This window comes from Streptococcus agalactiae ATCC 13813 (assembly GCF_000186445.1).
GTDB lineage: Bacteria > Bacillota > Bacilli > Lactobacillales > Streptococcaceae > Streptococcus > Streptococcus agalactiae.
This window is the reverse complement of the sequence record NZ_GL636070.1, coordinates 2,117,358-2,141,768: the sequence shown is the minus strand read 5'-3', so window position 1 is coordinate 2,141,768 and position 24,411 is coordinate 2,117,358. Positions and strand designations below refer to the sequence as shown.

Sequence of the window (24,411 nt, the reverse complement as noted above, 5' to 3'; positions counted from 1 at the left end):
ATTAGCGATGGTTTTTTTTATTTTAGAAAACTAGATTTAAAGGTAACAGTTAGGCTTATCATGCCTTATGCTGGAATTCAGACAGAGGAAACATCTTTTGCTATACTGAAACTATATTATAAAAGCGGAGGAAATTTAAAATGAAAAAATATGATGTCATTGTTCTTGGTTTTGGTAAAGCAGGTAAAACATTAGCAGCAAAATTAGCAACACAAGGTAAAAGCGTTGCAATGGTCGAAGAAGACGATAAAATGTATGGGGGAACATGTATCAACATTGGATGTATTCCGACAAAAACGCTTTTAGTATCAGCTAGCAAAAATCACGATTTTCAAGAAGCTATGACTACTAGAAATGAAGTTACAAGTCGTTTACGTGCTAAAAATTTTGCTATGTTGGATAATAAAGACACTGTGGATGTTTATAATGCTAAAGCTCGCTTTATATCAAATAAAGTGGTCGAATTAACAGGAGGAGCTGACAAACAAGAACTTACAGCTGATGTTATTATTATCAATACTGGTGCTAAGTCAGTACAATTACCAATCCCAGGATTAGCTGATTCTCAACATGTTTATGATTCAACGGCAATCCAAGAATTGGCTCATCTTCCTAAACGGTTAGGTATCATTGGAGGCGGTAATATTGGGCTTGAATTTGCGACTTTATATTCCGAATTAGGGAGCAAAGTGACAGTTATTGATAGTCAATCCCGTATCTTTGCGCGTGAGGAAGAGGAATTATCAGAGATGGCTCAAGATTATTTAGAAGAGATGGGGATATCTTTTAAATTATCAGCCGATATCAAATCTGTACAAAATGAAGATGAAGACGTTGTTATTAGCTTTGAGGATGGAAAATTAAGCTTTGATGCAGTATTATATGCAACAGGACGTAAGCCAAATACAGAAGGTTTAGCACTTGAAAATACAGATATTAAATTGACAGAACGTGGAGCTATTGCTGTTGATGAATATTGCCAAACTTCTGTCGAGAATATTTTTGCAGTTGGTGATGTTAATGGCGGCCCTCAATTCACATATATTTCTTTAGATGACTCACGTATTGTCTTAAATTATTTGAATGGTGATAAGGATTATTCTCTAAAAAATCGAGGAGCAGTACCGACTTCAACCTTTACAAATTCTCCTTTAGCAACGGTAGGTCTAGATGAAAAAACCGCTAAGGAAAAAGGATATCAAGTTAAATCTAATAGCCTTCTTGTTTCTGCCATGCCACGTGCACATGTTAATAATGACCTTAGAGGTATTTTTAAAGTTGTGGTAGATACTGAGACAAATCTTATTTTGGGAGCTCGCTTATTTGGTGCAGAATCCCATGAATTAATTAATATCATCACAATGGCAATGGATAATGAAATCCCATATACTTATTTCCAAAAACAAATTTTCACTCACCCAACAATGGTAGAGAATTTTAATGATTTGTTTAACTTTTAAGAATATTTTTAAAAAGTAAGGCAATTTTGCTTTACTTTTTTTATCGAAAATTAGTGTGGCTATTATTACTGATTATCATTTTTAGTGATTTAGTGGTATAATAGGGTTGATTGGCAATCATTTGTAAGAGTTTGAATGATGTTTTGCCCCCTTGACTAATTCAGTTAAACTGAAAAAGTTTACTATCAGAAAATATAGGAGTAGAATTTTGGCTAATAAGATTCGTGTGCGTTATGCACCAAGTCCAACAGGATTGTTACACATCGGAAATGCGCGTACTGCGCTCTTTAACTACCTTTATGCTCGCCATCATGGTGGGGATTTTGTTATTCGTATTGAAGATACTGACCGAAAACGTCACGTCGAAGATGGTGAACGCTCTCAATTGGAGAACTTACGTTGGCTAGGTATGGACTGGGATGAAAGCCCTGAAACACATGAAAATTATCGTCAATCAGAACGCCTTGAGCTCTACCAACATTATATTGATCAGTTGTTAGCAGAAGGTAAAGCCTACAAGTCCTATGTGACTGAGGAAGAATTAGCAGCAGAGCGTGAACGCCAAGAATTGGCAGGCGAAACACCTCGCTATATCAACGAATTTATCGGAATGTCAGAAACTGAAAAAGAAGCTTACATTGCAGAGCGTGAAGCAGCAGGCATCATTCCGACAGTACGCCTTGCTGTTAATGAATCTGGGATTTATAAATGGACTGATATGGTAAAAGGTGACATTGAGTTTGAAGGCTCTAATATCGGCGGAGACTGGGTTATTCAGAAGAAAGATGGTTATCCAACTTACAATTTCGCAGTAGTCATTGATGATCATGACATGCAAATTTCGCATGTTATTCGTGGCGATGACCATATTGCAAATACGCCAAAACAATTAATGATTTATGAAGCACTCGGTTGGGAAGCGCCACAATTTGGTCACATGACACTGATTATAAACTCAGAGACTGGTAAGAAATTATCAAAACGCGACACCAATACTCTTCAATTTATCGAAGACTATCGTAAAAAAGGTTATATGTCGGAAGCTGTCTTTAATTTCATTGCCCTTCTTGGCTGGAATCCTGGTGGAGAAGAAGAAATCTTCTCACGCGAGCAATTAATTAATCTATTTGATGAAAATCGTCTTAGCAAATCACCAGCAGCATTCGATCAGAAGAAGATGGATTGGATGAGTAATGATTACCTAAAAAATGCTGATTTTGAGAGTGTTTTTGCACTTTGCAAACCATTCTTAGAAGAAGCTGGTCGACTTACAGACAAAGCTGAAAAATTAGTTGAGCTTTATAAACCTCAATTAAAATCAGCTGATGAGATTGTACCATTAACAGACCTTTTCTTTGCAGATTTTCCAGAATTAACAGAAGCCGAAAAAGAAGTAATGGCAGCTGAAACAGTCCCAACAGTCTTATCTGCTTTTAAGGAAAAGTTAGTATCGCTTTCTGACGAAGAATTCACTAGAGATACTATTTTCCCTCAAATTAAGGCTGTTCAAAAAGAAACAGGTATTAAAGGTAAGAACCTATTTATGCCTATTCGTATTGCGGTTTCTGGTGAAATGCATGGACCAGAGTTACCAGATACTATTTATTTATTAGGTAAAGAAAAATCAGTTCAACATATCGATAATATGTTAGCAAAATTATAATATAAAAAGTCGTGAATTTTCACGACTTTTTGTGTACTTTTACCAATTGTATTTTTCAACATTGTCTTTGGTAACAAGGTAAATTGGAGAAATCGTTTCTTTCTCTACTTTTTTGCCTTTATAATGATCAATTGCTGCTTGAATTGCTATTTCTCCCATCTTAGCTGGTTGTTGTGCAATAGTGGCTGAAATATCTCCTTTTTTAATAGCATCATGGGCATCTGGCTGACCATCAATTCCTACGATAAGAACATTTTGCAAGCCAGCAGATTTGACTGCCTGTGCAGCCCCAAGTGCCATTTCATCATTTTGTGCGAAAATAATTTGGACATCTTTATGTCCTTGAATCATATTTTGTGTAGTATTCAAAGCTTTGGCGCGGTCAAAATTGGCAGATTGGCTTGAAAGGATGTCAAGTTTAGATTTTGCAACTGAATGAAATCCTTTACCACGGTCTACAGTAGCAGAGGCACCTGGTACTCCAGATAATTCAAAGGCTTTTGCTTTCTTGCCTAGTTTTTTAACAGCATAATCCGCAGCCATCTTACCAGCAGCAACGTTATCTGAAGCGACAGTAGTTAATACTTTGCCTCCCTCACTACCACGGTCCATTAGAATAACAGGAATATTAGCGTTGTTTGCAGACTTAATAGCTGTTACAATAGCTTTTGAGTCAACGGGATTAATCAAAATAGCATCTACGTTTTGACTAATAAAGTTTTGGACATCATCTGCTTGACGTGCGGCGTCATCTTGAGCATCAGCTACCTTAATGCTTATTTTTTTATTGCTCGCATATTTGTCAATACCGTCTTTCATCGCAACAAAGTAGGGGTTGTTAGTTGTTGAAATAGATACACCTAGTTTCAAATCTTTAGCAGATTTTTTGGTTACATTTTTTGTAGAATTCCCAGTAGAATTTCCAAGTCCAGTTTTACCACATGCACCTAGAATGAGGACAATAGACATCAATAAGGCTAGAAAGCCAAGTTTTTTTCCAAATTTCATTTGAAACTCCTTTAGATAAAATATAATGAACTTATAGAAATTAGAGTAAAGACTATTTTGCTACTTTAAAGCGATCAAGTAAAACAGCCATTAAAATAACGATACCTTTCACAACTTGTTGCCAAAATGCAGAGACACCAATGATGTTTAATCCATTGTTCAGGACACCAATAATGAGAGCACCAATCAATGTTCCAATGATACGTCCTTTCCCACCAGATAAAGACGTTCCACCTAAGACAACGGCGGCAATAGCATCCATCTCATAACTTGCTCCAGCTGTTGGTTGTGCTGAGCTAAGGCGTGATGTGATAATTAACCCAGAAATGGAAGCCATGATACCTGAGATAGTGTAGATGATAATTTTAACTTTGTTTAACTTAATACCCGAGATATACGCTGCTTTTTCATTACCTCCTAAAGCGTAAACAGATTTCCCGAAGGCTGTTTTATGTAACAAAATATACAAAATAATAAAAGTAAGAAACATGAGAATGACTGGGAATGGGATACCAACAATATAGCCTTGTCCCAAAAATTGGAATAGAAAACTATCGGATAAGCCAGCGGTAATTGGGTTGCCGTTTGAATAAACTAGCGTTGCTCCTCTAAAGATAGTCATTGTTGCCAGTGTAACGATAAATGGTGCTAATTTTCCGTAAGAAATGAAGAGTCCGTTTAGCATTCCCAAGATGCCACCTAAGGCAACAGATAAAACGATAGCAATACCAACGGGTACTCCGTGGCCGATTAATCCAGCTGTTAATGCACTAGATAGGGCTAATATGGACCCGACTGATAAATCAATACCGCCAGTCAAAATAACGAAGGTCATCCCGAAAGCGATAAAACCATTTGCAGTTACTTGTAATAATAAATTGAGTAGATTATTGGTTGTGAGGAAATTAGGATTAATGAGTGTGATAATAACCATTAAACCAGCTAACGCAATCAGGGTTGTTAACTCTGATATATATTTCATCATATTTTTCACTTTACTTACCTCCTGTGGCTAGTTGCATAACTTTTTCTTGGTCAGCTTCTTTTCGACTGAGTTCTCCACTGATTCGACCTTCGTGCATTACCATGATGCGGTCACTAACACCTAGAATTTCAGGTAAGTCTGATGATACCATGACAATTGGAACACCTCTGTCTGCTAGTTCATTCATTAATTGGTAAATCTCTCGTTTAGCTCCGACATCAACACCACGTGTTGGCTCATCAAGAATTAAGACTCTAGGAGCAATACCAATCCATTTAGCGAGAACGACCTTTTGTTGGTTACCTCCAGAAAGATTTCCAACCTCTAAATCTGGTCTCCCTGATTTAATGTAGAGACGATTAATCAATTGTTGCACAAATGTTGTGCTTGTTTTTTCATCAAAGAAACCATGTTTGCTAAAATCTTTAGTGCTAGGGAGAGTCATATTGTCCTTGATATTGAAGTCTAGGATGAGACCTTCATCTTTTCTATTTTCGGTCAAAAAACCAATGCCCTGCTTGATAGCTTGGCTTGGGCTAGTAATAGTGATTTCTTGGTCATCAATTTTCACCTTACCAGACTTCTTTTTATCAATTCCAAAGATAGTTCGCATAACTTCAGTACGCCCAGCTCCCATTAATCCAGAAAATCCAAGAATCTCGCCTTTACGGACATAAAAGGAAACGTCCTCGAAATTATCTCCACAGAGGTTACTAACTTCAAAAGCAACAGGCCCAATTTCAGAATGTTTTTCAGGATAGTAATCTTCCAATTTTCGGCCAACCATTTTTTTAACCAATTCGTCAGAATTTGTGAGTGATGTTTCTTTTGTATCTACAATGACACCATCTCTCATGACGGTTACGAAGTCAGTGATTTTAAAAATTTCCTCCATTCGATGGGAGATATAGACAACGCCCACTCCTTCTTGTTTTAAACCTCGGATAACTCGGAAAAGATTTTCAGTTTCACGATCTGTTAAAGCAGCAGTCGGTTCATCCATTACCAAAATAGAGAGTTGGTTTAGGAGACTTTTGGCGATTTCAATCATTTGTTGTTGTCCAACAGACAAGTTACCAATCGGGATGTCTAGGGGAATAGTTACACCTAATCTTTTAAAAGCTTCAAGTGCTTTTTGTCTCATTAATTTTTGATTGAGTAAGCCAAAAGTTGTCTTGATTTCACGTCCAAGAAAGAGATTTTCCAAGACAGTCATTTCCGGCCAAGTATTCATCTCTTGGTGAATAAAACTAATGCCAAATTCCTCTGCTTCTTGAGGGTTTGAAAAAGTTCGCTCCTCACCATCAATATAAATAGTTCCTGTACTTGCTGGGAAAAGTCCTGTTAGAATGTTCATTAAAGTTGATTTACCCGCACCATTTTCACCCATAAGCGCGTGTATTTGACCAGATTGTAATTCCAAATCAATCTTCTCTAGAACTTTATTAGTACCGAAGGATTTGGAGATATTCCTCATGTCAATTTTCATGGACTAAACTCCTTTCTAGATGATAACACCAGATTGTAGAATAATATTTGAATACGGTGTATTTTCACCTGTACGAATAACTGCTTTGACATCTTGGGTCATTTGTTTTAAATGATCGTGACTGACGTACTCTATGCTAACAGAGTTATCAAGTTTAGCTAATAACCTTGATAATTGATCCGGATTTGCTTCCTTGATTTCTTCTGCTAAAATGACTTTTTCAACTAATATATTCTCTAAATAGATATCAAGTACCTCTTGGAAACTAGGTATTCCAGAGGTCAAAGACAAATCAATCTTTGGAATGCCATTTGGAACAGGTAGACCCAGATCTCCAATACAAACTTGATCAGTATGCCCAAGGTCATCTGCTAATTTAGCGAGATGACTATTTAATATGCCAGTCTTTTTCATAATGTTGGTTGTCCTCCATTTCTTTAATAGTAGGCATGCCACCCTGTGCACCAAATTTTTGCACGGATAAGTGAGCAGCTAGAGTTGCAAAACGTAAGGCATTGGCAATCTTAAATTTTTTAGAGATAGCATAACCGAATGCACCGTTAAAAGTATCACCTGCACCAGTTGTATCAACAGCTTTAGTTTCTAAGGCAGGAATTAAATGGTTTTCTTTTCCATCAGAGTAGATGGCTCCTTTTGTGCCGAGTGTTACAATTAGTTTTTCAGGATATGTGGCTAATATATCCTCTAGTTTTTGGTTTGGGAACAGCTCTTGACATTCGTGTTCATTTGGTGTGAAATAATCGACCTTATCGAGCATCTCAATATCAGTTTCTCTAGATGGTGCAGGATTATAGAGTAATTTAATACTATGTTCTTTACAAAAATTAGCAATTTTCATATTTGCTTGATGAGGAATTTCATTTTGTAATACAACTAAATCAGCTTCTTTAATTATTGCCCACTCCTGAGACCATTTTTTAGTATCAACTTTTCCGTTGGCTCCAGGACAGTAAATGATTCGATTATCATTATTATAAAGAGTGATTTGGGCAACACCTGAAGAAGATGGTATCGTTCCCACAAAATCCGTAGTAACATGATTTTTGTTTAAATTATCCAAAAGAATGGGACCAAAAGAATCCTCGCCAATGGCACCAAGAATAGTAATATTATCTCGCTCTTGGCTAAGACGCCCAATAGCGACAGCCTGATTAGCACCTTTACCTCCTGGAACCATTGAAAAATGTTGGCCAAATACGGTTTCTCCCTCTTTGGCGATACGATTGGTTTCCATAACTAAGTCCATGGAAATACTACCGATAATGACAATGTTACTCATCTATTTTCCTCCTTAGGGTTTCACGTTCGACATAATGAACGGGTAATTTAATACGCTTATTGGTAATAGGTAATTGATTAGTAATTTTGAAAATTAATTCAGCTGCTTTTTGTCCCATAATATATGATGATTGGTGAATAGTTGACAACGAAGGGTAGATAAATTGGCTCATTAAAATATCATCATAACCAATAATTTGTACATCTTCAGGGATTCGCTTCCCTCGATTAAGAATCTCGTGTAGGTAGGCAATAGCATGTATATCAGATGGAGCGATAATGCTATCAATGTCTAGATGGTGGTCAAGTAAAGTTTTCGCTTCAATTTGAATCTCTGCAAAATCAAAACTGGCACTATCTTCGATAGCAAAACAAGCCCCTTTGTTTAATAGGTAATTTTGGCTTCCTTGAAACCTTTGATTAAGGTTATCAGCTTTATCTAGCGGACCACGAATGAGTAATATATTGGTAGCACCTGCTGTCCAAATAGCTTGAGCTGCTAATTTTCCTCCCTCTTTATTATCAGAGAAAACGCCGTACTGTGTTTCTTGATTAACGCGGTCAACAACTACAACTGGAATATCTATTTCAGGATGATTTTTGGTGAAATCGTGTGTTGTAATAATCCCTGCAGCATTACTTTGTAATAGCACATTTAAGTACTCTTCTTCTAAATGGCTCTTGTTATTTGTGTTGCCAAGCATGACACGATAACCCTGTTCTTTTAGAAATTCTTCAACTCCTCTAGCAAGTCTTGGAAAGAAAGGGTTTGAAATATCGGGAAGTAGTAATCCAACAAGTTGATTTTTTTTGGTTTTCAGAGATTGTGCAAGGAAATTTGGAACATAATGGAGTTCGCGGATAGCTTGCTCGATTTTTTGACTTGCTTTTTGACTAACGTAACCATTTTGAGATATATACCTTGAGACAGTAGATGTTGATACGCCAGCTTTCTCGGCGACTTGTCTAATTGTACTCATAGAAACTCCTTTCTTTTATTATGGGAACGGTTTCATAATTAGAATTGTAAACGCTTACTAAAAAATTGTCAAGCTATTTTTTAAATAATTTAATGATAAAATATCATTATTTTTAGAGGTCATATTCAAGTCATAAAGCTGTGATACTATGTTCACATCAAAAGATCAAAGGAGAAAAACCATGTCACATGCTTGGAAAGAATTAACCTTTTATAAGAAAAAATACCTCCTGATTGAATTGCTAATCATTGTTATGATGTTCATGGTAGTTTTTTTATCAGGTTTAGCAAACGGTTTAGGTAGAGCTGTTAGTGCTGCTATTGAAAATAACCCAGCTCAAACCTATATTTTGAATGAAGGTGCTGAACAAGTGATTACATCATCTGTATTGACAACTAAAGATCAGACAGACTTAAACAGTTTGAATTTAAAAGATAGTACCACTTTAAATATTCAACGTTCGAGTTTAACTCGACAAGGACATGAAAAGAAAATTGATATTTCTTATTTTGCTATTGATAAAGATTCTTTTATGGCACCTACACTTTCTGAGGGAAAACAACTGACAAGTTACAAAAAAGCTATTATTTTAAATGATAGTTTAAAAGCTGAAGGGATAAAGTTAGGTGATAAGGTGATTGATAAGTCATCATCTATATCACTAACAGTCGTTGGATTTGTCCATAATAGTATGTATGGTCACGGACCTGTGGCATTTATTGATAAAGACATTTATACCGAAATTAATAAAAAGATTAATCCTCAATACCAATTCTTACCTCAGGCATTAGTTATGAAAAATGATAAAAGTATATCTCATTTACCAACTCAATTAGAAGCTGTTAGTAAAAAAGATGTCATTCAACATATTCCTGGTTATAGTGCCGAACAATCCACTTTGAATATGATTTTATGGGTCCTTGTCGTAGCATCAGCTGGTATTTTAGGTGTCTTTTTCTACATCATCACACTTCAAAAACGTCATGAATTTAGCGTCATGAAAGCTATTGGGACAAAAATGTCAGAGATTGCCCTATTTCAATTGAGTCAAGTCATCATATTGGCACTGTTTGGTATCATTGTTGGAGATGGATTGGCGATTGCTCTCTCTTATGTATTACCAGCTCAAATGCCATTTGTTATTAATTGGCAAAATATTATTCTAGTATCGTTTGTATTTTTAGTCATTGCAATGATTAGTAGTGCTTTGTCAATTGTAAAAGTTGCTAAAATCGACCCAGTCGAAGTTATTAATGGGGGAGGAGAATAATGTCAGCAATCTTAGAATTAAAACACATCTCAAAACACTATCTAGATGGAGATGAGCTTTTATCAATATTAGATAATTTAGATTTATCAGTTTCTGCAGGTGAGTTTGTAGCTATACTGGGACCCTCAGGTTCAGGTAAAAGCACACTTTTATCCATTGCAGGGTTACTTCTTGGCGCAGATCAAGGTAGTTTGTATGTCAATCATGAGAACGTTACGGATTTGTCTCAAAGACAAAGAACACAATTGCGCCGTGAAGCACTAGGTTTTATATTTCAAAGTCATCAACTGCTTCCTTATTTAACAATCCAAGAACAGTTGCAACAAGAGGCTCGATTTGTAAAACACTATGATAAGAAAACAAGCTTGGAAGAAATTAATAAATTATTATCAGATTTAGGAATAGAGCAGTGTGCACATAAATACCCTAACCAATTATCGGGAGGACAAAAGCAACGAGCAGCAATTGCTAGAGCATTTATTAATCATCCTAAGGTTATCTTGGCAGATGAGCCAACAGCTAGCCTTGATGAAGAACGTGGGCGTCAAGTTACAGAACTTATTCGTCAGGAAGTTAAATCACATAATACTGCAGCTATTATGGTGACACACGATGAGCGCGTTCTAGATTTAGTAGATACCGTTTATCGTTTAAAGGACGGGAAATTAGTTAAAGAAAACTTCTAACTTGTGTTACAATAAGCTAGAGGTGATTTAATGATTAAAATATTAGTTGTAGAGGATAACATTGTTCAACAAAAAATCATTACCACAAAATTAACACAAGAGGGCTACCAATTTATCACTGCTTCAAATGGACAAGAAGCTCTAAATTGTCTAGATACAGAAGAAGTACAATTGATTATAACTGATATCATGATGCCCATGATGGATGGTTATCAATTAATTCAAGAACTCAGGTCAGCTGCTTATAATGTCCCAATCATTGTTATGACAGCAAAATCACAAATGGAAGATATGACAAAAGGGTTTGGCCTTGGTGCAGATGATTATATGGTTAAGCCTGTGCAGTTACAAGAATTAGCTTTACGTATTAAGGCACTCTTGAGGAGAGCTAATATTGTAGCTCAACATCAGCTAATTATTGGGAATACTTGTCTTAATGAAGATGAATTAAGCTTGGAATATTTTGAGCAAGAAATTATATTTCCTCAGAAAGAATTTAGGGTTCTTTTCCACTTACTTAGCTATCCTAATAGGATTTTCACACGTTTAGAACTATTGGATAGTATTTGGGGAATGGATACTGATTTAGATGAGCGGGTGGTAGATGCTTGCATCAATAAAATTAGACGAAAAGTAGAACACTTACCAGATTTTAAGATTGAGACGGTGAGAGGGGTAGGGTATCGTGCAAAAAATGACTAAGCTAAGGCGATTTCGGTTTCCGTTAAGATTTTATTTCACATTAATGTTTGTGTTAACGATGCTTTTCTCAGTCCTAGCTTCTCTTTTACTAGTTGCAGCAATAGTTTTTACTTTTTTTCAAGGAGTCTTAAATACTCATGTATTACAAGTTAGTGCTCTCGCTGTTGTTTTTTTAAGCCTTGTGATAGCTAGTATTAGTATGTGGTACGGTTCTTATCATTTAACAAAACCAATTTTAGATATTAGCCATATTGTGTCCAATGTTGCAGACGGTGACTTTGAAGGTCATATTTATCGAAACAGTAATCGTCGTAAATCCTATGAGTATTATAATGAATTGGATGAGCTATCTGAAAGTATTAATCAGATGATTGTTTCTTTGTCTCATATGGATCATATGCGAAAAGACTTTATCACTAATGTTTCTCATGAGCTAAAGACTCCGATTGCTGCAGTAGCTAATATTGTAGAACTATTACAAGATCCAGAATTAGACGAAGAAACACAAAGTGAGTTATTAGGTCTTGTTAAAACAGAGAGCCTAAGGTTAACAAGATTATGTGATACGATGTTGCAAATGTCGCGCGTGGATAATCAGGAGACTATTGGGGAGCTATCCTCTGTTCGTGTAGATGAACAAATTCGTCAAGCAATGATTAGTTTAACAGAACGTTGGCAAGCTAAAAGGATAAATTTTCAACTGGATTCAAAACCATATACTATTTACTCAAACTCTGACTTGCTGATGCAAGTTTGGATAAACCTTTTAGATAATGCAATAAAATATTCCGATGATATTGTAGACTTAAGTGTACGAATGGAAGAAACTAATAATCATTATCTGAGAGTTATTATTTCTGATAAAGGTAGGGGAATTTCTCAATATGATGTTCAGCATATATTTGATAAATTTTACCAAGCGGATCAGTCGCATAATCAACAAGGAAATGGATTAGGACTAGCAATAGTTAAACGTATAATTGTTCTTTGTAAGGGACGTATTAGTGTCTCCAGTCAGTTGGAAATTGGAACAGAATTTTGTGTAGAACTACCCTTATCATAATTATTTAAAACAATAACTGCCAATTGGCAGTTATTGTTTTATTTATTTAGAAATAAATATACTAAAAACATACAAAAACTATAAAAACATTTGACAATAAATATAACAAGTGTATAATATTACAAAATATCGGAATTTGGAAGGGGATTTTTTATGGGAAAAGAAAAATTAATTTTAGCTTATTCTGGTGGTTTAGATACCTCTGTTGCTATAGCTTGGTTAAAAAAAGATTATGACGTTATTGCTGTCTGTATGGATGTTGGCGAAGGTAAAGATCTTGATTTTATTCACGAAAAGGCTTTAACAATAGGTGCCATAGAATCTTATATTTTAGATGTTAAAGATGAGTTCGCTGAGCATTTTGTTTTACCAGCTTTACAGGCACATGCGATGTATGAACAAAAATACCCGCTTGTTTCAGCGCTTAGTCGTCCAATTATTGCTCAAAAATTAGTTGAAATGGCACATCAAACAGGTGCGACCACAATTGCACATGGATGTACAGGTAAAGGAAATGACCAAGTGCGTTTTGAAGTTGCAATTGCAGCACTAGATCCTGAATTAAAAGTAATTGCCCCTGTTCGTGAGTGGAAGTGGCATCGTGAAGAGGAAATTACTTTTGCAAAAGCTAACGGCGTACCTATTCCAGCAGATTTAGATAACCCTTATTCTATAGACCAAAATTTATGGGGACGTGCCAATGAATGTGGTGTGCTTGAGAATCCTTGGAATCAAGCGCCAGAAGAAGCTTTTGGTATTACAAAATCACCAGAAGAAGCTCCTGATTCTGCAGAATATATTGATATTACGTTCCAAAATGGGAAGCCTATAGCTATAAACAATCAAGAAATGACACTAGCAGATTTGATTTTATCGCTAAATGAAATTGCAGGAAAACATGGTATTGGACGCATTGATCATGTTGAAAATCGTTTAGTCGGTATCAAATCACGTGAAATTTATGAATGTCCTGCGGCAATGGTACTGTTAGCTGCCCATAAAGAAATTGAAGATTTAACATTAGTCCGTGAAGTGTCTCATTTTAAACCTATCCTTGAAAATGAACTATCAAATCTTATTTATAATGCTTTATGGTTTAGTCCAGCTACAAAAGCTATCATTGCCTATATCAAAGAAACACAAAAAGTGGTTAATGGTACTACAAAAGTTAAGTTATATAAAGGTTCTGCCCAAGTCGTTGCTCGCCACTCATCTAATTCATTATATGATGAGAATTTAGCAACCTATACAGCTGCTGATAGCTTTGATCAAGATGCAGCAGTTGGTTTTATCAAACTCTGGGGACTTCCAACCCAAGTTAATGCACAAGTAAACAAAGGATAAATAAAGGAAGATAAGAGGATGACAAAAAATCATAAGTTATGGGGTGGTCGTTTTGAAAGTAGTCTTGAAAAATGGGTTGAAGAGTTCGGTGCATCAATCAGTTTCGACCAAAAGTTAGCTCCATATGATATGAAGGCTTCTATGGCCCATGTCACAATGTTAGGCAAAACGGATATTATTAGTCAAGAAGAAGCAGGCTTGATAAAAGATGGTTTAAAAATATTGCAAGATAAATACAGAGCAGGTCAATTGACTTTTAGCATATCAAATGAAGACATTCATATGAACATAGAGAGCTTATTAACCGCTGAAATTGGAGAAGTAGCAGGTAAGCTTCATACTGCACGTTCACGAAATGATCAAGTGGCTACAGATATGCACCTTTATTTGAAAGATAAATTGCAAGAAATGATGAAGAAATTGCTTCATTTACGAACAACCTTAGTTAATTTAGCAGAAAATCATATCTATACTGTTATGCCAGGGTATACACATTTACAACATGCTCAGCCGATTTCATTTGGACATCATCTAATGGCTTACTATAATATGTTTACGCGTGATACAGAGCGATTAGAGTTTAATATGAAACACACCAATCTATCACCATTAGGAGCAGCAGCTCTAGCAGGGACAACGTTTCCTATTGACCGCCATATGACAACTCGTTTATTAGATTTTGAAAAACCATATAATAATTCGCTTGATGCTGTCTCAGATCGTGATTTTATCATAGAATTTTTATCCAATGCTAGCATTTTAATGATGCATTTATCACGTTTTTGTGAAGAAATCATTAATTGGTGCAGTTATGAATATCAATTCATCACATTATCAGATACTTTCTCTACAGGATCATCTATTATGCCTCAAAAGAAAAATCCTGATATGGCAGAATTAATTCGAGGGAAGACAGGCCGTGTTTATGGAAATTTATTTAGTTTACTAACTGTTATGAAATCATTGCCGTTAGCTTATAACAAAGATTTACAAGAAGATAAAGAAGGGATGTTTGATAGCGTAGAAACAGTCAGCATAGCTATTGAAATCATGGCTAATATGCTTGAGACAATGACTGTGAATGAGCACATAATGATGACCTCAACGGAGACTGATTTTTCAAATGCAACAGAATTAGCAGATTATTTAGCAAGTAAGGGGATACCTTTCAGAAAAGCACATGAAATTGTAGGTAAATTGGTTTTAGAATGCAGTAAAAATGATTCTTATTTACAGGATATATCTTTAAAATATTATCAAGAAATTTCAGAGTTGATAGAAAACGATATCTATGAAATATTAACTGCAAAGACAGCAGTTAAACGAAGAAATTCATTAGGAGGAACGGGGTTTGACCAGGTTAAAGAACAGATCCTGTTGGCACGTAAAGAATTGAAAGCGGAATGACTGCTTTCTGAAAAAACCTCGTTTAACTCTGTTAAGTTTCTCACGTATTTTCAGTAAAAAACTAGCATTTTTTATAGAATTGTGCTAGAATTAACATGTAAGTGGGCAACGCCCAAAAAATAAATAGGAGGCCTGAATAATGGCAATCGTTTCAGCAGAAAAATTCGTCCAAGCAGCTCGTGATAACGGCTATGCAGTAGGTGGATTTAACACAAACAACCTTGAGTGGACTCAAGCTATCTTGCGCGCAGCAGAAGCTAAAAAAGCTCCAGTACTTATCCAAACTTCAATGGGTGCGGCTAAATACATGGGTGGTTACAAACTTTGTAAACAACTTATTGAAACTTTGGTTGAATCAATGGGGATTACTGTACCAGTTGCTATCCACCTTGACCACGGTCATTACGATGATGCCCTTGAGTGTATTGAAGTAGGTTACACTTCAATTATGTTTGATGGTTCACACCTTCCAGTTGAAGAAAATCTTGAAAAAGCACGCGAAGTTGTTGCTAAAGCACATGCTAAAGGTATTTCAGTAGAAGCTGAAGTTGGTACTATCGGTGGTGAAGAAGATGGTATTGTCGGTAAAGGTGAATTAGCACCAATCGAAGATGCTAAAGCTATGGTTGAAACTGGTATTGACTTCTTGGCTGCAGGTATCGGTAACATTCATGGACCATACCCAGCAAACTGGGAAGGACTTGACCTTGATCACTTGAAGAAATTGACTGAAGCTGTTCCTGGTTTCCCAATCGTGTTACACGGTGGTTCAGGTATTCCTGATGATCAAATCCAAGAAGCTATCAAACTTGGTGTTGCTAAAGTTAACGTTAACACAGAATGTCAATTAGCTTTCTGTCAAGCAACTCGTGACTACGCTGTTGAATTCAACGCTAACGAAGCTGAATACATGAAGAAAAAACTCTTTGACCCACGTAAATTCTTGAAACCTGGTTTCGATGCAATTACAGAAGCAGTTGAAGAACGTATTGACGTGTTTGGTTCAGCAAACAAAGCATAATTAACATAAAACAGATAATAGTTAAAAGCTCACTTATGGTGAGCTTTTTTTGGATTATATGACTTTTTATTAAATAGATACTCTTTAAAGATTGATATGCTTAAGATAATTTCGAATAAATGCCGCTGAATCTGTGAGTTGTTGCTCTTCTTTTGGGCTTAGTGAAAGAGAAATTCTTTCTACAATTCCTACTCTACCAATAATAGCTGGATATCCAAGGTAAACCCCTTCGGACTCATAGAAGGTAGATACAGGTAGTAACTCATGGGAATCATTTAACACAGCTAAAACGATGCGGACAGCTGCGGTAGCGATACCATAACTAGTATATTTTTTACCAAAAAAGACAGTGTGACCGCCTTTTAAAGAAGCTTCTTTTATCTGTTCTAATTCTTCTGCTTTTAATAGTGATATAGCTGGTTGTCCTTTTACAGTTACCTGACTCCAAGCGACAAATTGGGAGTTACCATGCACTCCTAGATTATAACCACCGATACTCCTTGGATCAACTTGTAGGCGTTGACCAAGCACTCTTTTCATCCGAGCAGTATCCAATAAGGTTCCTGTTCCGATAACGCGTGATTTAGGAAATTGAGTATATTCTTGATAAAGCTGGGTGATGGCATCAACAGGATTAGTAACGACAATAAGGATCCCTCTAAAACCAGATGATTTTAACTTTTGACTAACGTCGTAGACTTCTTTACTGGTAAATGGTAGTTCAGCAAAGCGATTAGCTTCTTTGTTATTCTGTAGTGAAATATCACCTAAGGCTGAAATCACAACATCAGCATCTGACAACGCGTCATAGTCGTTTAATACTATATTAGCGTGATAAGTAGCATTTGCCAGAGCATCTTGAAAATCAATCATATCAGCATTAACCTTATCAACATTAGTATCAATAAAGACATAATCATCACCAATACCTTGTGCAATAAGAGCGTGTGCAACAGTTGATCCAACGTGCCCCATGCCTATAATTCCAATTTTACGTGTCATATGAAACCTCCTTTGATTATTGTTGTCTATTATAATATTTTGAAAGAAAATGTAAACTAAAAAATGAATTAGAAGGAAGTGTGTCTTATTATAAAAAATATGTAAGCGATTTAGATAAAACAAATGAAAAAGTAATTTTGAAAAGAACTTGCTAGAAGAAGTAAGTTGTGATAGAATAGTCTAGTATGTGGTGCTAGCACATCCGTAAATATTGATCAATATAGGAGGAACTCGTAAAATGGCTAAAGTATGTTATTTCACAGGACGTAAAACAGTTTCTGGTAACAACCGTTCACACGCGATGAACCAAACAAAACGTACTGTTAAACCAAACCTTCAAAAAGTTACTGTTCTTATCGACGGTAAACCAAAAAAAGTTTGGGTTTCAGCTCGTGCGCTTAAATCTGGTAAAGTAGAACGCGTTTAATAAACTGAGAAAGCCTTAGGGCTTTTTTTAGTGTTTCTAAGGCTGATTTGATAGTTAGATGCCTCTATTTTTTTACAATAATAGTGAGATATGATAGAATAGAGTGATAAAAACTTTTTGAGGTAGTAGATATGACTGTAAAAATCAATACAAGAGATGGTCAAATTGAACTCTCTGATGACGTTATTGCAACTGTCGTTGGAGGTTCAGCAACGGAAATTTTTGGCGTTGTTGGTATGGCAAGTAAAAGTGCTATCAAAGATAACTTTCAAGCACTTTTGCGTAAGGAAAACTACGCAAAAGGTGTTGTTGTGAGGTCTAGTGAAGCGGGCATTGCAGTAGATGTTTATACTGTCATGAGTTACGGCGTCAAAATTAGTGAAGTTTCAAAAAATATTCAAGAGCGAGTGAAATTCAATCTCGAAAATCAGCTTGGTTTATCTGCTGATATGGTGAATGTTTATGTGCAAAGTATTAAGGTTGTAGGAGAAGATTAGTGTCAAAGATTACGACAAGTTTATTCCAAGAAATGGTACAAGCTGCCAGTACACGTCTGAGTAAACAGGCAGAGTATGTCAACTCATTAAATGTATTCCCAGTTCCAGATGGTGATACTGGTACGAATATGGGGATGACTATGGAAAACGGAGCCAAGGAAGTTTCAGACAAACCAGCGACGACTGTTGGAGAAGTTGGTCAAATTCTTTCTAAAGGTGTATTGATGGGAGCACGTGGAAATTCAGGTGTAATTACATCACAATTATTCCGTGGTTTTGGTCAAAGTATCAAGGATAAAGAAGAATTAACGGGTCAAGATTTGGCACACGCTTTCCAGAATGGTGTTGAAGTAGCTTATAAAGCCGTTATGAAACCAGTTGAAGGAACTATCTTGACAGTATCACGCGGTGCAGCTACCGCTGCTCTAAAGAAAGCTGAAGAAACTGATGATGCAGTTGAAGTTATGCGCGCAACTCTTAAAGGTGCTAAGCGTGCTCTTGCTAAAACACCGGATATGCTACCTGTTCTTAAAGAGGTTGGTGTTGTTGATTCTGGTGGTCAAGGACTCGTCTTTATTTACGAAGGTTTCCTCTCAGCACTGACTGGGGAATATATCGCATCAGAAGATTTTAAAGCAACTCCCGCAACAATGACTGAAATGGTTAATGCAGAGCACCATAAAGCTGTAGTAGGCCACGTAGCCACAGAAGATATTAAATATGGCTATTGTACAGAAGTCATGGTTGGTTTAAAGCAAGGACCAACTTACGTTAAGGAATTTAACTACGAAGAATTTCAAGGTTATCTTAGCAATCTAGGGGATTCTTTACTAGTTGTTAATGATGATGAAATTGTCAAGGTTCATGTTCATACAGAAGATCCAGGTCTTGTTATGCAAGAAGGTTTGAAATATGGGTCGCTTGTGAAGGTTAAAGTTGAAAACATGCGTAACCAACATGATGCCCAAATGCAAAAGGTTGAAGTTGAAGAAACTGTCAAAGAAACTAAAGAATATGGTATTATTGCTGTTGTAGCTGGTGACGGTCTAGCTGAGATTTTTAAATCACAAGGTGTTGATTATATCATCTCTGGCGGCCAGACTATGAACCCATCTACAGAAGATATTGTAAAAGCGATTGAAAAAGTAAACGCTAGAAATGTTATTATTTTACCAAACAATAAGAACATCTTCATGGCTGCACAGTCAGCTGCAGATGTCGTTGATATTCCAGCAGCAGTAGTAGAGACACGTACAGTTCCACAAGGATTTACTAGCTTACTTGCTTTTGATCTTGCTAAGTCTCTTGAAACTAATGTAGCTGATATGACAAATAGCCTCTCAGATGTCATTAGTGGTAGTGTGACTTTAGCTGTTCGTGATACAACGATAGATGGCTTTGAAATTCATGAAAACGACATCCTTGGGATGGTTGATGGTAAAATTCTAGTATCTACACCAGATATGGAAAAAGCACTTAAAGACACTTTTGATAAAATGATTGATGAAGATAGTGAAATCGTGACAATCTATGTTGGTGAAGATGGTAAACAAGCATTAGCCGAGACCTTGTCGGAATATCTTGAGGGAACTTATGAAGATGTTGAAGTTGAGATCCACCAAGGAGATCAACCTGTATATCCATACCTCATGAGCGTTGAATAATTGATAAAATAAAAAATTAGGAGAGATACTTCTAATTTTTTATTTTATCAGAGTTTCTATTTTAGTATGATAAAGTATTAGTATTTTGAAAATTTTGACAAATTGTGTTAGAATTGTTTTAAAACATTCATACAAAGGAGATTTATGATGTCATTAATTATTCTTACGGTTATTTTGGTTTTAGTGATTGTTCTGTTGATAACTTCTTTATACGTTGTTAAACAACAGACAGTAGCCATCATTGAACGCTTTGGTAAATATCAAAAGATTGCTACTAGCGGTATTCATATTCGTGTACCATTGGGTATCGATAAGATTGCAGCACGAGTGCAGTTACGTCTTTTACAGAGTGAAATTATCGTTGAGACAAAAACAAAAGATAATGTTTTTGTCACTTTAAATATTGCTACACAATATCGTGTCAATGAAAATAACGTTACAGACGCTTATTACAAATTAATAAAGCCAGAAGCTCAGATTAAATCTTATATCGAAGATGCTTTGCGTTCATCAGTACCTAAACTTACATTAGATGAGCTATTCGAAAAGAAAGATGAAATAGCCTTGGAAGTTCAACATCAAGTGGCAGAAGAAATGTCAACATACGGCTACATCATTGTTAAGACTTTAATTACTAAGGTTGAGCCAGATGCAGAAGTAAAACAATCTATGAACGAAATCAATGCTGCACAACGTAAACGTGTAGCAGCTCAAGAATTAGCGAATGCTGATAAGATTAAAATTGTAACTGCTGCAGAAGCAGAAGCAGAAAAAGATCGTCTACATGGTGTGGGTATTGCGCAACAACGTAAAGCAATTGTAGATGGGTTAGCTGATTCGATTCAAGAATTGAAAGATGCTAACGTGACATTGACAGAAGAACAAATCATGTCTATCTTGTTAACAAATCAATATTTAGATACTTTAAATACATTTGCTATTAATGGTAATCAAACGATTTTCTTACCAAATAACCCAGAAGGTGTTGAAGATATTCGTACACAAGTTTTATCTGCTCTTAAAACAAGATAATGAACTTTTTATAGAAGCAAAATAACCAGAGCAAATGCTCTGGTTATTTTGTGTCTGACTTATTTATTATAATTGGAGAGACGGAAAAAAGTTATTTTTTACCGTAACGTTTGTACTCATGAATGATTTTCAGAGCACGTTTTCTAGTTTTAATGTTAGGACTTTTAAGTCTGCGATAGGCTGACGATAGGTCTGTTTTTTCAGCCATGATTACCTCCTATAGACAATTTATTAACGTTAACAGACACCAGTATACCACAAAAAAATTAACTGGTAAAGTACTTTGTTGATAAATTTAAAAATAAATAGCAAAGTAATTAAATATCAATCAAAAGTAATAAGTTCAAAGAAATATTAAACCTTTATTAATGAGGTTTGGATTTGACAAGCGATATTAAGTGAAAGATGAATGAGGAAAATACCCAACGAAAAAGTAGCTAATGGCTATCATGTGCACATAAAAAAACGATCGTTGAGTGATCGTTTTTCAGCAAACTAAATAATTATTTTTAATGTAATTGAATGAAAATTTATACTTGTGAAAGTGTATCGGTTAAGTTAATAAGATCAGTTTTTATTTATCGTAAGCACTTAGGAAGTGTTTTGGAGCGTACCCACGAGAGTAGATAAACCCGGCATCGCGTGAAGGATAAGACACTGTGTCTGCCTTCGCAAGACTTGCTGAAGTAGCTAATAATAGAGTGACAGCTGAAGCTGCTGTTAAAACACTGATTTTAAGTTTCATTATAAAATCCTTTCAAAAATAATAAACTATTCTTGCACAGTGGTTAGTTCATTTTGTGCATACCATATTATATCATTTAAAACTCATTAAAACAACATGTTTTTAATTTTAAACAAATATATAATTAATTAAATATCACTTAAAATTAAAAAATGAGATTTAGTAACTTATTTAATAGTATACAATCCAATAACGACTGTCTAATTTGATCTATAGTTGAGGCTAGTCGTAGATTTCACCAAAGATATGGCAATAAAAAATCCCCTCCAGTTCCATTGTAATGATGACAATGGAACTGGAGGGGTATAAATAGTCTATATTTAAATGTGGATAAATTTTATTTTAAGAAGCGTTGTAGAAATTCCTTAGTTCTTTCTTGTGTTGGATTTTCGAAAAGTTGCTTAGGAGTACCCTGTTCTGCAATGATTCCTTTGTCCATGAAAATAACGCGGTCTGATACTTCTTTAGCAAATTCCATCTCGTGTGTCACAATTATCATTGTTAATCCAGATTTAGCTAGATCTTGCATTGTTTTAAGGACCTCACCAACCATTTCTGGATCCAAGGCTGAAGTTGGTTCATCAAAAAGTATAGCTTCTGGGTTAACAGAAAGTGCTCGGGCGATTGCGACACGTTGCTTTTGCCCACCTGATAATTGTTTTGGTTTAGCTTTCCAATATTGCTCAGTCATGCCAACAGCATTTAAGTTTTCTTTAGCAATCTTTTCAGCTTCTTGGCGTTCACGTTTTAGAACAGTAGTCTGTGCGACAATAGCATTCTCTAAGATGTTTAAATTTTCAAAGAGGTTAAAAGATTGAAAGACCATCCCAAGTTTTTCACGATAATTATTTAAATCATAGCCTTTTTCAAGAACATTGTGACCGTGATATAAGATTTCTCCTCCACTTGGTTCTTCTAAGAGGTTAATAGAACGTAGGAAAGTTGATTTTCCTGATCCAGAAGAACCAATGATAGAAATAACTTCGCCTTTGTTGACCGAAAGCGAAATATCTTTTAACACTTCATTGCTTCCGTAAGATTTTTTCAAATGTTTAATTTCTAAAATAGCTTGTGTCATACCAACCTCCTAGACTTGTAATTGATTCGCACCGGTTGTGTAATTATCTGAATCAAAACGTTTTTCAATGTAACGTAAGATACGTGTTACGGTGAAGGTTAAGATGAAGTAAATAATCGCAATAATGGTGAATGTTTGGAAATATTGGTAGGTTTGTGTTGCAACAGTATTACCAGAGAAGTAGAGTTCGACAACAGAGATAACGTTCAGTACAGAGGTATCTTTGATATTGATAACAAACTCATTACCAGTAGCTGGGAGTATGTTACGTACAACTTGTGGTAGAACAATTTTTCGCATGGTTTGTCCATGGGTGAAACCAAGTGCAGTTGCGGCTTCAAATTGTCCTTTATCAACAGAGAAAATACCACCACGTACAATTTCGCTCATATAAGCACCAGTATTGATTGAAACAATAAATATAGCTGCTAGTGTACGGTCCAGCGAAACTCCAAAAGCTTGTGCTGTTCCGTAGTAGATAACCATTGATTGTACAATCATAGGTGTCCCGCGGAAGACCTCAATATAGATGTTAAGTAACCAACCTAATAATTTTTGTAAGGCAGCCTTTAACTTATTGTCAGATTTTGGTGCTGTACGGAAAACACCGATGAGAAGGCCGATAAATAATCCGACGATTGTTCCTACCATAGAAATTAGGAGGGTTGTAGCTGTTCCTCTGAGGAATTGAGAACCATTGTTTTTTAAAATAGTTGCCATCTGTTCAAAGAAGTTTGGTTTCCCATTTTTTTCTTTTTTAACGGATGGCTGTTCTTTAATCATCTTATCCATCAAGGCGATTTGTTTATCTCTAGAAATGCTTTCGAGAACTTGATTAACTTGATTAATACGATTGTCACCTTTACGCATCCCAACAGAAATATTTGTATCGGCATCAGATGTTTTAAACCCTTGGTGCAGTTCAATCATTTTTAATTTAGGATTAGCAGTTTGAGCGGAAGTTGCATCTGGACGTTCTGAAACATAGGCGTCTACAACACCAGATTCTACAGCTTGTCTTAATTGATTAAAGTCCCCCATGGCAACTTCTTTTTTGACACCATTGATTTGATCAATGAGGTTGTATAAGTAGACTCCTTGTTGGGCAGTTACTTTAGCATTTTTGAAATCACTAATATTTTTAGCATTAGTATATTTTCCTTCAGCATTAACAACTAGAGTAGGTTCTGAAATGTAGTAAGGCTTTGAAAAATTAATTTCTTTTTTACGTTCTTCTGTAGGACTCATTCCTGCAATAATCATATCGAGTTTTCCAGAAGTTAGTGCTGGAACAAGGCCTTCCCATTTTGTTTTGACAACAACAACTTTTTTATTTAACTTTTTAGCTAACTTTTTAGCGACTTGTACATCATAACCATTAGCATATTGATCAGTTCCTTCAATAGGAACTGCACCATTTGTGTTATCATTTTGTGTCCAGTTGAAAGGCGCATAGGCTGCCTCCATACCGACACGTAGATATTCATCTGCTTGTATACTTGTCATACCTCCAAAGGTGATAAGCAAAGCAGTGAATAAACTTAGTAATATTTTTTTCATTCAACAGCCTCCGATAAGTTACTTCCTCC

General features: G+C 35.7%; 23 protein-coding genes. 13 read left to right on the top strand and 10 right to left on the bottom strand.

The genetic code is table 11. The features are described from left to right. Nucleotides 1–140: 140 nt before the first annotated feature. Nucleotides 141–1,460 carry an FAD-containing oxidoreductase gene (locus HMPREF9171_RS103485; RefSeq protein WP_000759709.1) on the top strand — a complete coding sequence of 440 codons (1,320 nt, stop codon included), beginning with the start codon at nt 141–143 and terminating at the stop codon, nt 1,458–1,460. Between the two features lie 208 nt (nt 1,461–1,668). Continuing rightward, on the top strand, nt 1,669–3,123 hold the full coding sequence (gene gltX, locus HMPREF9171_RS103490; protein ID WP_001284496.1) for a glutamate--tRNA ligase: 1,455 nt from the start codon (nt 1,669–1,671) through the stop codon (nt 3,121–3,123). Between the two features lie 39 nt (nt 3,124–3,162). Here gltX and HMPREF9171_RS103495 read toward each other — a convergent pair whose 3' ends face one another. The 6 genes from HMPREF9171_RS103495 to HMPREF9171_RS103520 are packed head-to-tail and all read right to left on the bottom strand — an operon-like array spanning nt 3,163 to nt 8,884. Continuing rightward, nucleotides 3,163–4,131 carry a substrate-binding domain-containing protein gene (locus HMPREF9171_RS103495; RefSeq protein WP_000668258.1) on the bottom strand — a complete coding sequence of 323 codons (969 nt, stop codon included), beginning with the start codon at nt 4,129–4,131 and terminating at the stop codon, nt 3,163–3,165. Nucleotides 4,132–4,183: 52 nt separating this feature from the next. Continuing rightward, complete coding sequence (locus HMPREF9171_RS103500) at nt 4,184–5,125, bottom strand: ABC transporter permease subunit (RefSeq protein ID WP_000794185.1); 942 nt, start codon at nt 5,123–5,125, stop codon at nt 4,184–4,186. A 1-nt stretch (nt 5,126) separates the two neighbouring features. Beyond that, complete coding sequence (locus tag HMPREF9171_RS103505; protein ID WP_000687216.1) at nt 5,127–6,605, bottom strand: sugar ABC transporter ATP-binding protein; 1,479 nt, start codon at nt 6,603–6,605, stop codon at nt 5,127–5,129. A gap of 15 nt (nt 6,606–6,620) precedes the next feature. Next, nucleotides 6,621–7,019 carry a D-ribose pyranase gene (rbsD, locus tag HMPREF9171_RS103510; RefSeq protein WP_000750736.1) on the bottom strand — a complete coding sequence of 133 codons (399 nt, stop codon included), beginning with the start codon at nt 7,017–7,019 and terminating at the stop codon, nt 6,621–6,623. Continuing rightward, nucleotides 6,994–7,905, bottom strand: coding sequence for a ribokinase (gene rbsK / locus HMPREF9171_RS103515; protein WP_000065855.1), 912 nt, complete (start codon nt 7,903–7,905; stop codon nt 6,994–6,996). Before rbsK ends, rbsD begins: the two co-directional genes overlap by 26 nt. Then, nucleotides 7,898–8,884 (bottom strand): LacI family DNA-binding transcriptional regulator, encoded by a 987-nt coding sequence (locus HMPREF9171_RS103520; protein WP_000104358.1) that lies wholly within the window; start codon nt 8,882–8,884, stop codon nt 7,898–7,900. The genes rbsK and HMPREF9171_RS103520 overlap by 8 nt, the downstream gene beginning before the upstream one ends. Before the next feature lie 181 nt (nt 8,885–9,065). Here HMPREF9171_RS103520 and HMPREF9171_RS103525 point away from each other — a divergent pair, with 181 nt between their 5' ends. From HMPREF9171_RS103525 to HMPREF9171_RS103555, 7 genes are all read left to right on the top strand, one after another. After that, nucleotides 9,066–10,154, top strand: coding sequence for an ABC transporter permease (locus HMPREF9171_RS103525; protein ID WP_000017573.1), 1,089 nt, complete (start codon nt 9,066–9,068; stop codon nt 10,152–10,154). Next, nucleotides 10,154–10,840, top strand: coding sequence for an ABC transporter ATP-binding protein (locus HMPREF9171_RS103530; RefSeq protein ID WP_001274146.1), 687 nt, complete (start codon nt 10,154–10,156; stop codon nt 10,838–10,840). The genes HMPREF9171_RS103525 and HMPREF9171_RS103530 overlap by 1 nt, the downstream gene beginning before the upstream one ends. A 30-nt stretch (nt 10,841–10,870) precedes the next feature. Further along, a complete protein-coding gene (locus HMPREF9171_RS103535; RefSeq protein WP_000590685.1) occupies nt 10,871–11,542 on the top strand; it encodes a response regulator transcription factor in 672 nt (223 codons plus the stop codon). Next, nucleotides 11,526–12,605, top strand: a complete 1,080-nt coding sequence (locus HMPREF9171_RS103540) for a sensor histidine kinase (protein WP_001892052.1) — start codon at nt 11,526–11,528, stop codon at nt 12,603–12,605. Before HMPREF9171_RS103535 ends, HMPREF9171_RS103540 begins: the two co-directional genes overlap by 17 nt. Before the next feature lie 153 nt (nt 12,606–12,758). Beyond that, a complete protein-coding gene (locus HMPREF9171_RS103545; protein ID WP_000514057.1) occupies nt 12,759–13,949 on the top strand; it encodes an argininosuccinate synthase in 1,191 nt (396 codons plus the stop codon). A gap of 18 nt (nt 13,950–13,967) precedes the next feature. Continuing rightward, nucleotides 13,968–15,356 (top strand): argininosuccinate lyase, encoded by a 1,389-nt coding sequence (argH, locus tag HMPREF9171_RS103550; protein ID WP_000164576.1) that lies wholly within the window; start codon nt 13,968–13,970, stop codon nt 15,354–15,356. Between the two features lie 139 nt (nt 15,357–15,495). Then, the gene (locus HMPREF9171_RS103555) at nt 15,496–16,377 is read left to right on the top strand and encodes a class II fructose-bisphosphate aldolase (protein ID WP_001018987.1); all 882 of its coding nucleotides are present in this window, start codon (nt 15,496–15,498) and stop codon (nt 16,375–16,377) included. A gap of 84 nt (nt 16,378–16,461) precedes the next feature. On the opposite strand, the gene HMPREF9171_RS103560 is transcribed toward HMPREF9171_RS103555, so the two are convergent. Then, on the bottom strand, nt 16,462–17,379 hold the full coding sequence (locus tag HMPREF9171_RS103560; RefSeq protein ID WP_000197057.1) for an L-lactate dehydrogenase: 918 nt from the start codon (nt 17,377–17,379) through the stop codon (nt 16,462–16,464). A 238-nt stretch (nt 17,380–17,617) separates the two neighbouring features. Here HMPREF9171_RS103560 and rpmB point away from each other — a divergent pair, with 238 nt between their 5' ends. The 4 genes from rpmB to HMPREF9171_RS103580 all read left to right on the top strand — a co-directional run bounded on the left by rpmB (nt 17,618) and on the right by HMPREF9171_RS103580 (nt 20,999). After that, complete coding sequence (gene rpmB, locus HMPREF9171_RS103565) at nt 17,618–17,806, top strand: 50S ribosomal protein L28 (RefSeq protein WP_001140949.1); 189 nt, start codon at nt 17,618–17,620, stop codon at nt 17,804–17,806. A gap of 131 nt (nt 17,807–17,937) precedes the next feature. Further along, nucleotides 17,938–18,303 carry an Asp23/Gls24 family envelope stress response protein gene (locus HMPREF9171_RS103570; RefSeq protein WP_000216444.1) on the top strand — a complete coding sequence of 122 codons (366 nt, stop codon included), beginning with the start codon at nt 17,938–17,940 and terminating at the stop codon, nt 18,301–18,303. Beyond that, nucleotides 18,303–19,967 carry a fatty acid kinase ATP-binding subunit FakA gene (gene fakA / locus HMPREF9171_RS103575; RefSeq protein ID WP_000036699.1) on the top strand — a complete coding sequence of 555 codons (1,665 nt, stop codon included), beginning with the start codon at nt 18,303–18,305 and terminating at the stop codon, nt 19,965–19,967. The genes HMPREF9171_RS103570 and fakA overlap by 1 nt, the downstream gene beginning before the upstream one ends. 147 nt (nt 19,968–20,114) lie before the next feature. Continuing rightward, nucleotides 20,115–20,999: an SPFH domain-containing protein gene (locus tag HMPREF9171_RS103580; protein WP_000052515.1), complete on the top strand. Its 885-nt coding sequence runs from the start codon at nt 20,115–20,117 to the stop codon at nt 20,997–20,999. Nucleotides 21,000–21,090: 91 nt separating this feature from the next. Here HMPREF9171_RS103580 and HMPREF9171_RS01000000113100 read toward each other — a convergent pair whose 3' ends face one another. The 3 genes from HMPREF9171_RS01000000113100 to HMPREF9171_RS103590 all read right to left on the bottom strand — a co-directional run bounded on the left by HMPREF9171_RS01000000113100 (nt 21,091) and on the right by HMPREF9171_RS103590 (nt 24,382). Then, on the bottom strand, nt 21,091–21,207 hold the full coding sequence (locus HMPREF9171_RS01000000113100) for a putative metal homeostasis protein (RefSeq protein ID WP_000818733.1): 117 nt from the start codon (nt 21,205–21,207) through the stop codon (nt 21,091–21,093). Nucleotides 21,208–22,081: 874 nt separating this feature from the next. After that, on the bottom strand, nt 22,082–22,822 hold the full coding sequence (locus HMPREF9171_RS103585; RefSeq protein WP_000189496.1) for an amino acid ABC transporter ATP-binding protein: 741 nt from the start codon (nt 22,820–22,822) through the stop codon (nt 22,082–22,084). A gap of 9 nt (nt 22,823–22,831) precedes the next feature. Continuing rightward, complete coding sequence (locus HMPREF9171_RS103590) at nt 22,832–24,382, bottom strand: ABC transporter substrate-binding protein/permease (protein WP_000722379.1); 1,551 nt, start codon at nt 24,380–24,382, stop codon at nt 22,832–22,834. Nucleotides 24,383–24,411 lie beyond the last annotated feature (29 nt).

Bases quoted from the DNA above. Each gene is read 5' to 3' on its own strand.
- HMPREF9171_RS103485 (WP_000759709.1), top strand. From the start codon at position 141: ATGAAAAAATATGATGTCATTGTTCTTGGTTTTGGTAAAGCAGGTAAA.
- rbsK (WP_000065855.1), bottom strand. From the start codon at position 7,905: ATGAGTAACATTGTCATTATCGGTAGTATTTCCATGGACTTAGTTATG.
- argH (WP_000164576.1), top strand. From the start codon at position 13,968: ATGACAAAAAATCATAAGTTATGGGGTGGTCGTTTTGAAAGTAGTCTT.
- HMPREF9171_RS103520 (WP_000104358.1), bottom strand. From the start codon at position 8,884: ATGAGTACAATTAGACAAGTCGCCGAGAAAGCTGGCGTATCAACATCT.
- HMPREF9171_RS103495 (WP_000668258.1), bottom strand. From the start codon at position 4,131: ATGAAATTTGGAAAAAAACTTGGCTTTCTAGCCTTATTGATGTCTATT.
- HMPREF9171_RS103580 (WP_000052515.1), top strand. From the start codon at position 20,115: ATGTCATTAATTATTCTTACGGTTATTTTGGTTTTAGTGATTGTTCTG.
- HMPREF9171_RS103505 (WP_000687216.1), bottom strand. From the start codon at position 6,605: ATGAAAATTGACATGAGGAATATCTCCAAATCCTTCGGTACTAATAAA.
- rbsD (WP_000750736.1), bottom strand. From the start codon at position 7,019: ATGAAAAAGACTGGCATATTAAATAGTCATCTCGCTAAATTAGCAGAT.
- HMPREF9171_RS103555 (WP_001018987.1), top strand. From the start codon at position 15,496: ATGGCAATCGTTTCAGCAGAAAAATTCGTCCAAGCAGCTCGTGATAAC.
- HMPREF9171_RS103535 (WP_000590685.1), top strand. From the start codon at position 10,871: ATGATTAAAATATTAGTTGTAGAGGATAACATTGTTCAACAAAAAATC.
- HMPREF9171_RS103525 (WP_000017573.1), top strand. From the start codon at position 9,066: ATGTCACATGCTTGGAAAGAATTAACCTTTTATAAGAAAAAATACCTC.
- HMPREF9171_RS103585 (WP_000189496.1), bottom strand. From the start codon at position 22,822: ATGACACAAGCTATTTTAGAAATTAAACATTTGAAAAAATCTTACGGA.
- HMPREF9171_RS103570 (WP_000216444.1), top strand. From the start codon at position 17,938: ATGACTGTAAAAATCAATACAAGAGATGGTCAAATTGAACTCTCTGAT.
- HMPREF9171_RS103530 (WP_001274146.1), top strand. From the start codon at position 10,154: ATGTCAGCAATCTTAGAATTAAAACACATCTCAAAACACTATCTAGAT.
- HMPREF9171_RS01000000113100 (WP_000818733.1), bottom strand. From the start codon at position 21,207: ATGGCTGAAAAAACAGACCTATCGTCAGCCTATCGCAGACTTAAAAGT.
- HMPREF9171_RS103560 (WP_000197057.1), bottom strand. From the start codon at position 17,379: ATGACACGTAAAATTGGAATTATAGGCATGGGGCACGTTGGATCAACT.
- HMPREF9171_RS103545 (WP_000514057.1), top strand. From the start codon at position 12,759: ATGGGAAAAGAAAAATTAATTTTAGCTTATTCTGGTGGTTTAGATACC.
- HMPREF9171_RS103590 (WP_000722379.1), bottom strand. From the start codon at position 24,382: ATGAAAAAAATATTACTAAGTTTATTCACTGCTTTGCTTATCACCTTT.
- rpmB (WP_001140949.1), top strand. From the start codon at position 17,618: ATGGCTAAAGTATGTTATTTCACAGGACGTAAAACAGTTTCTGGTAAC.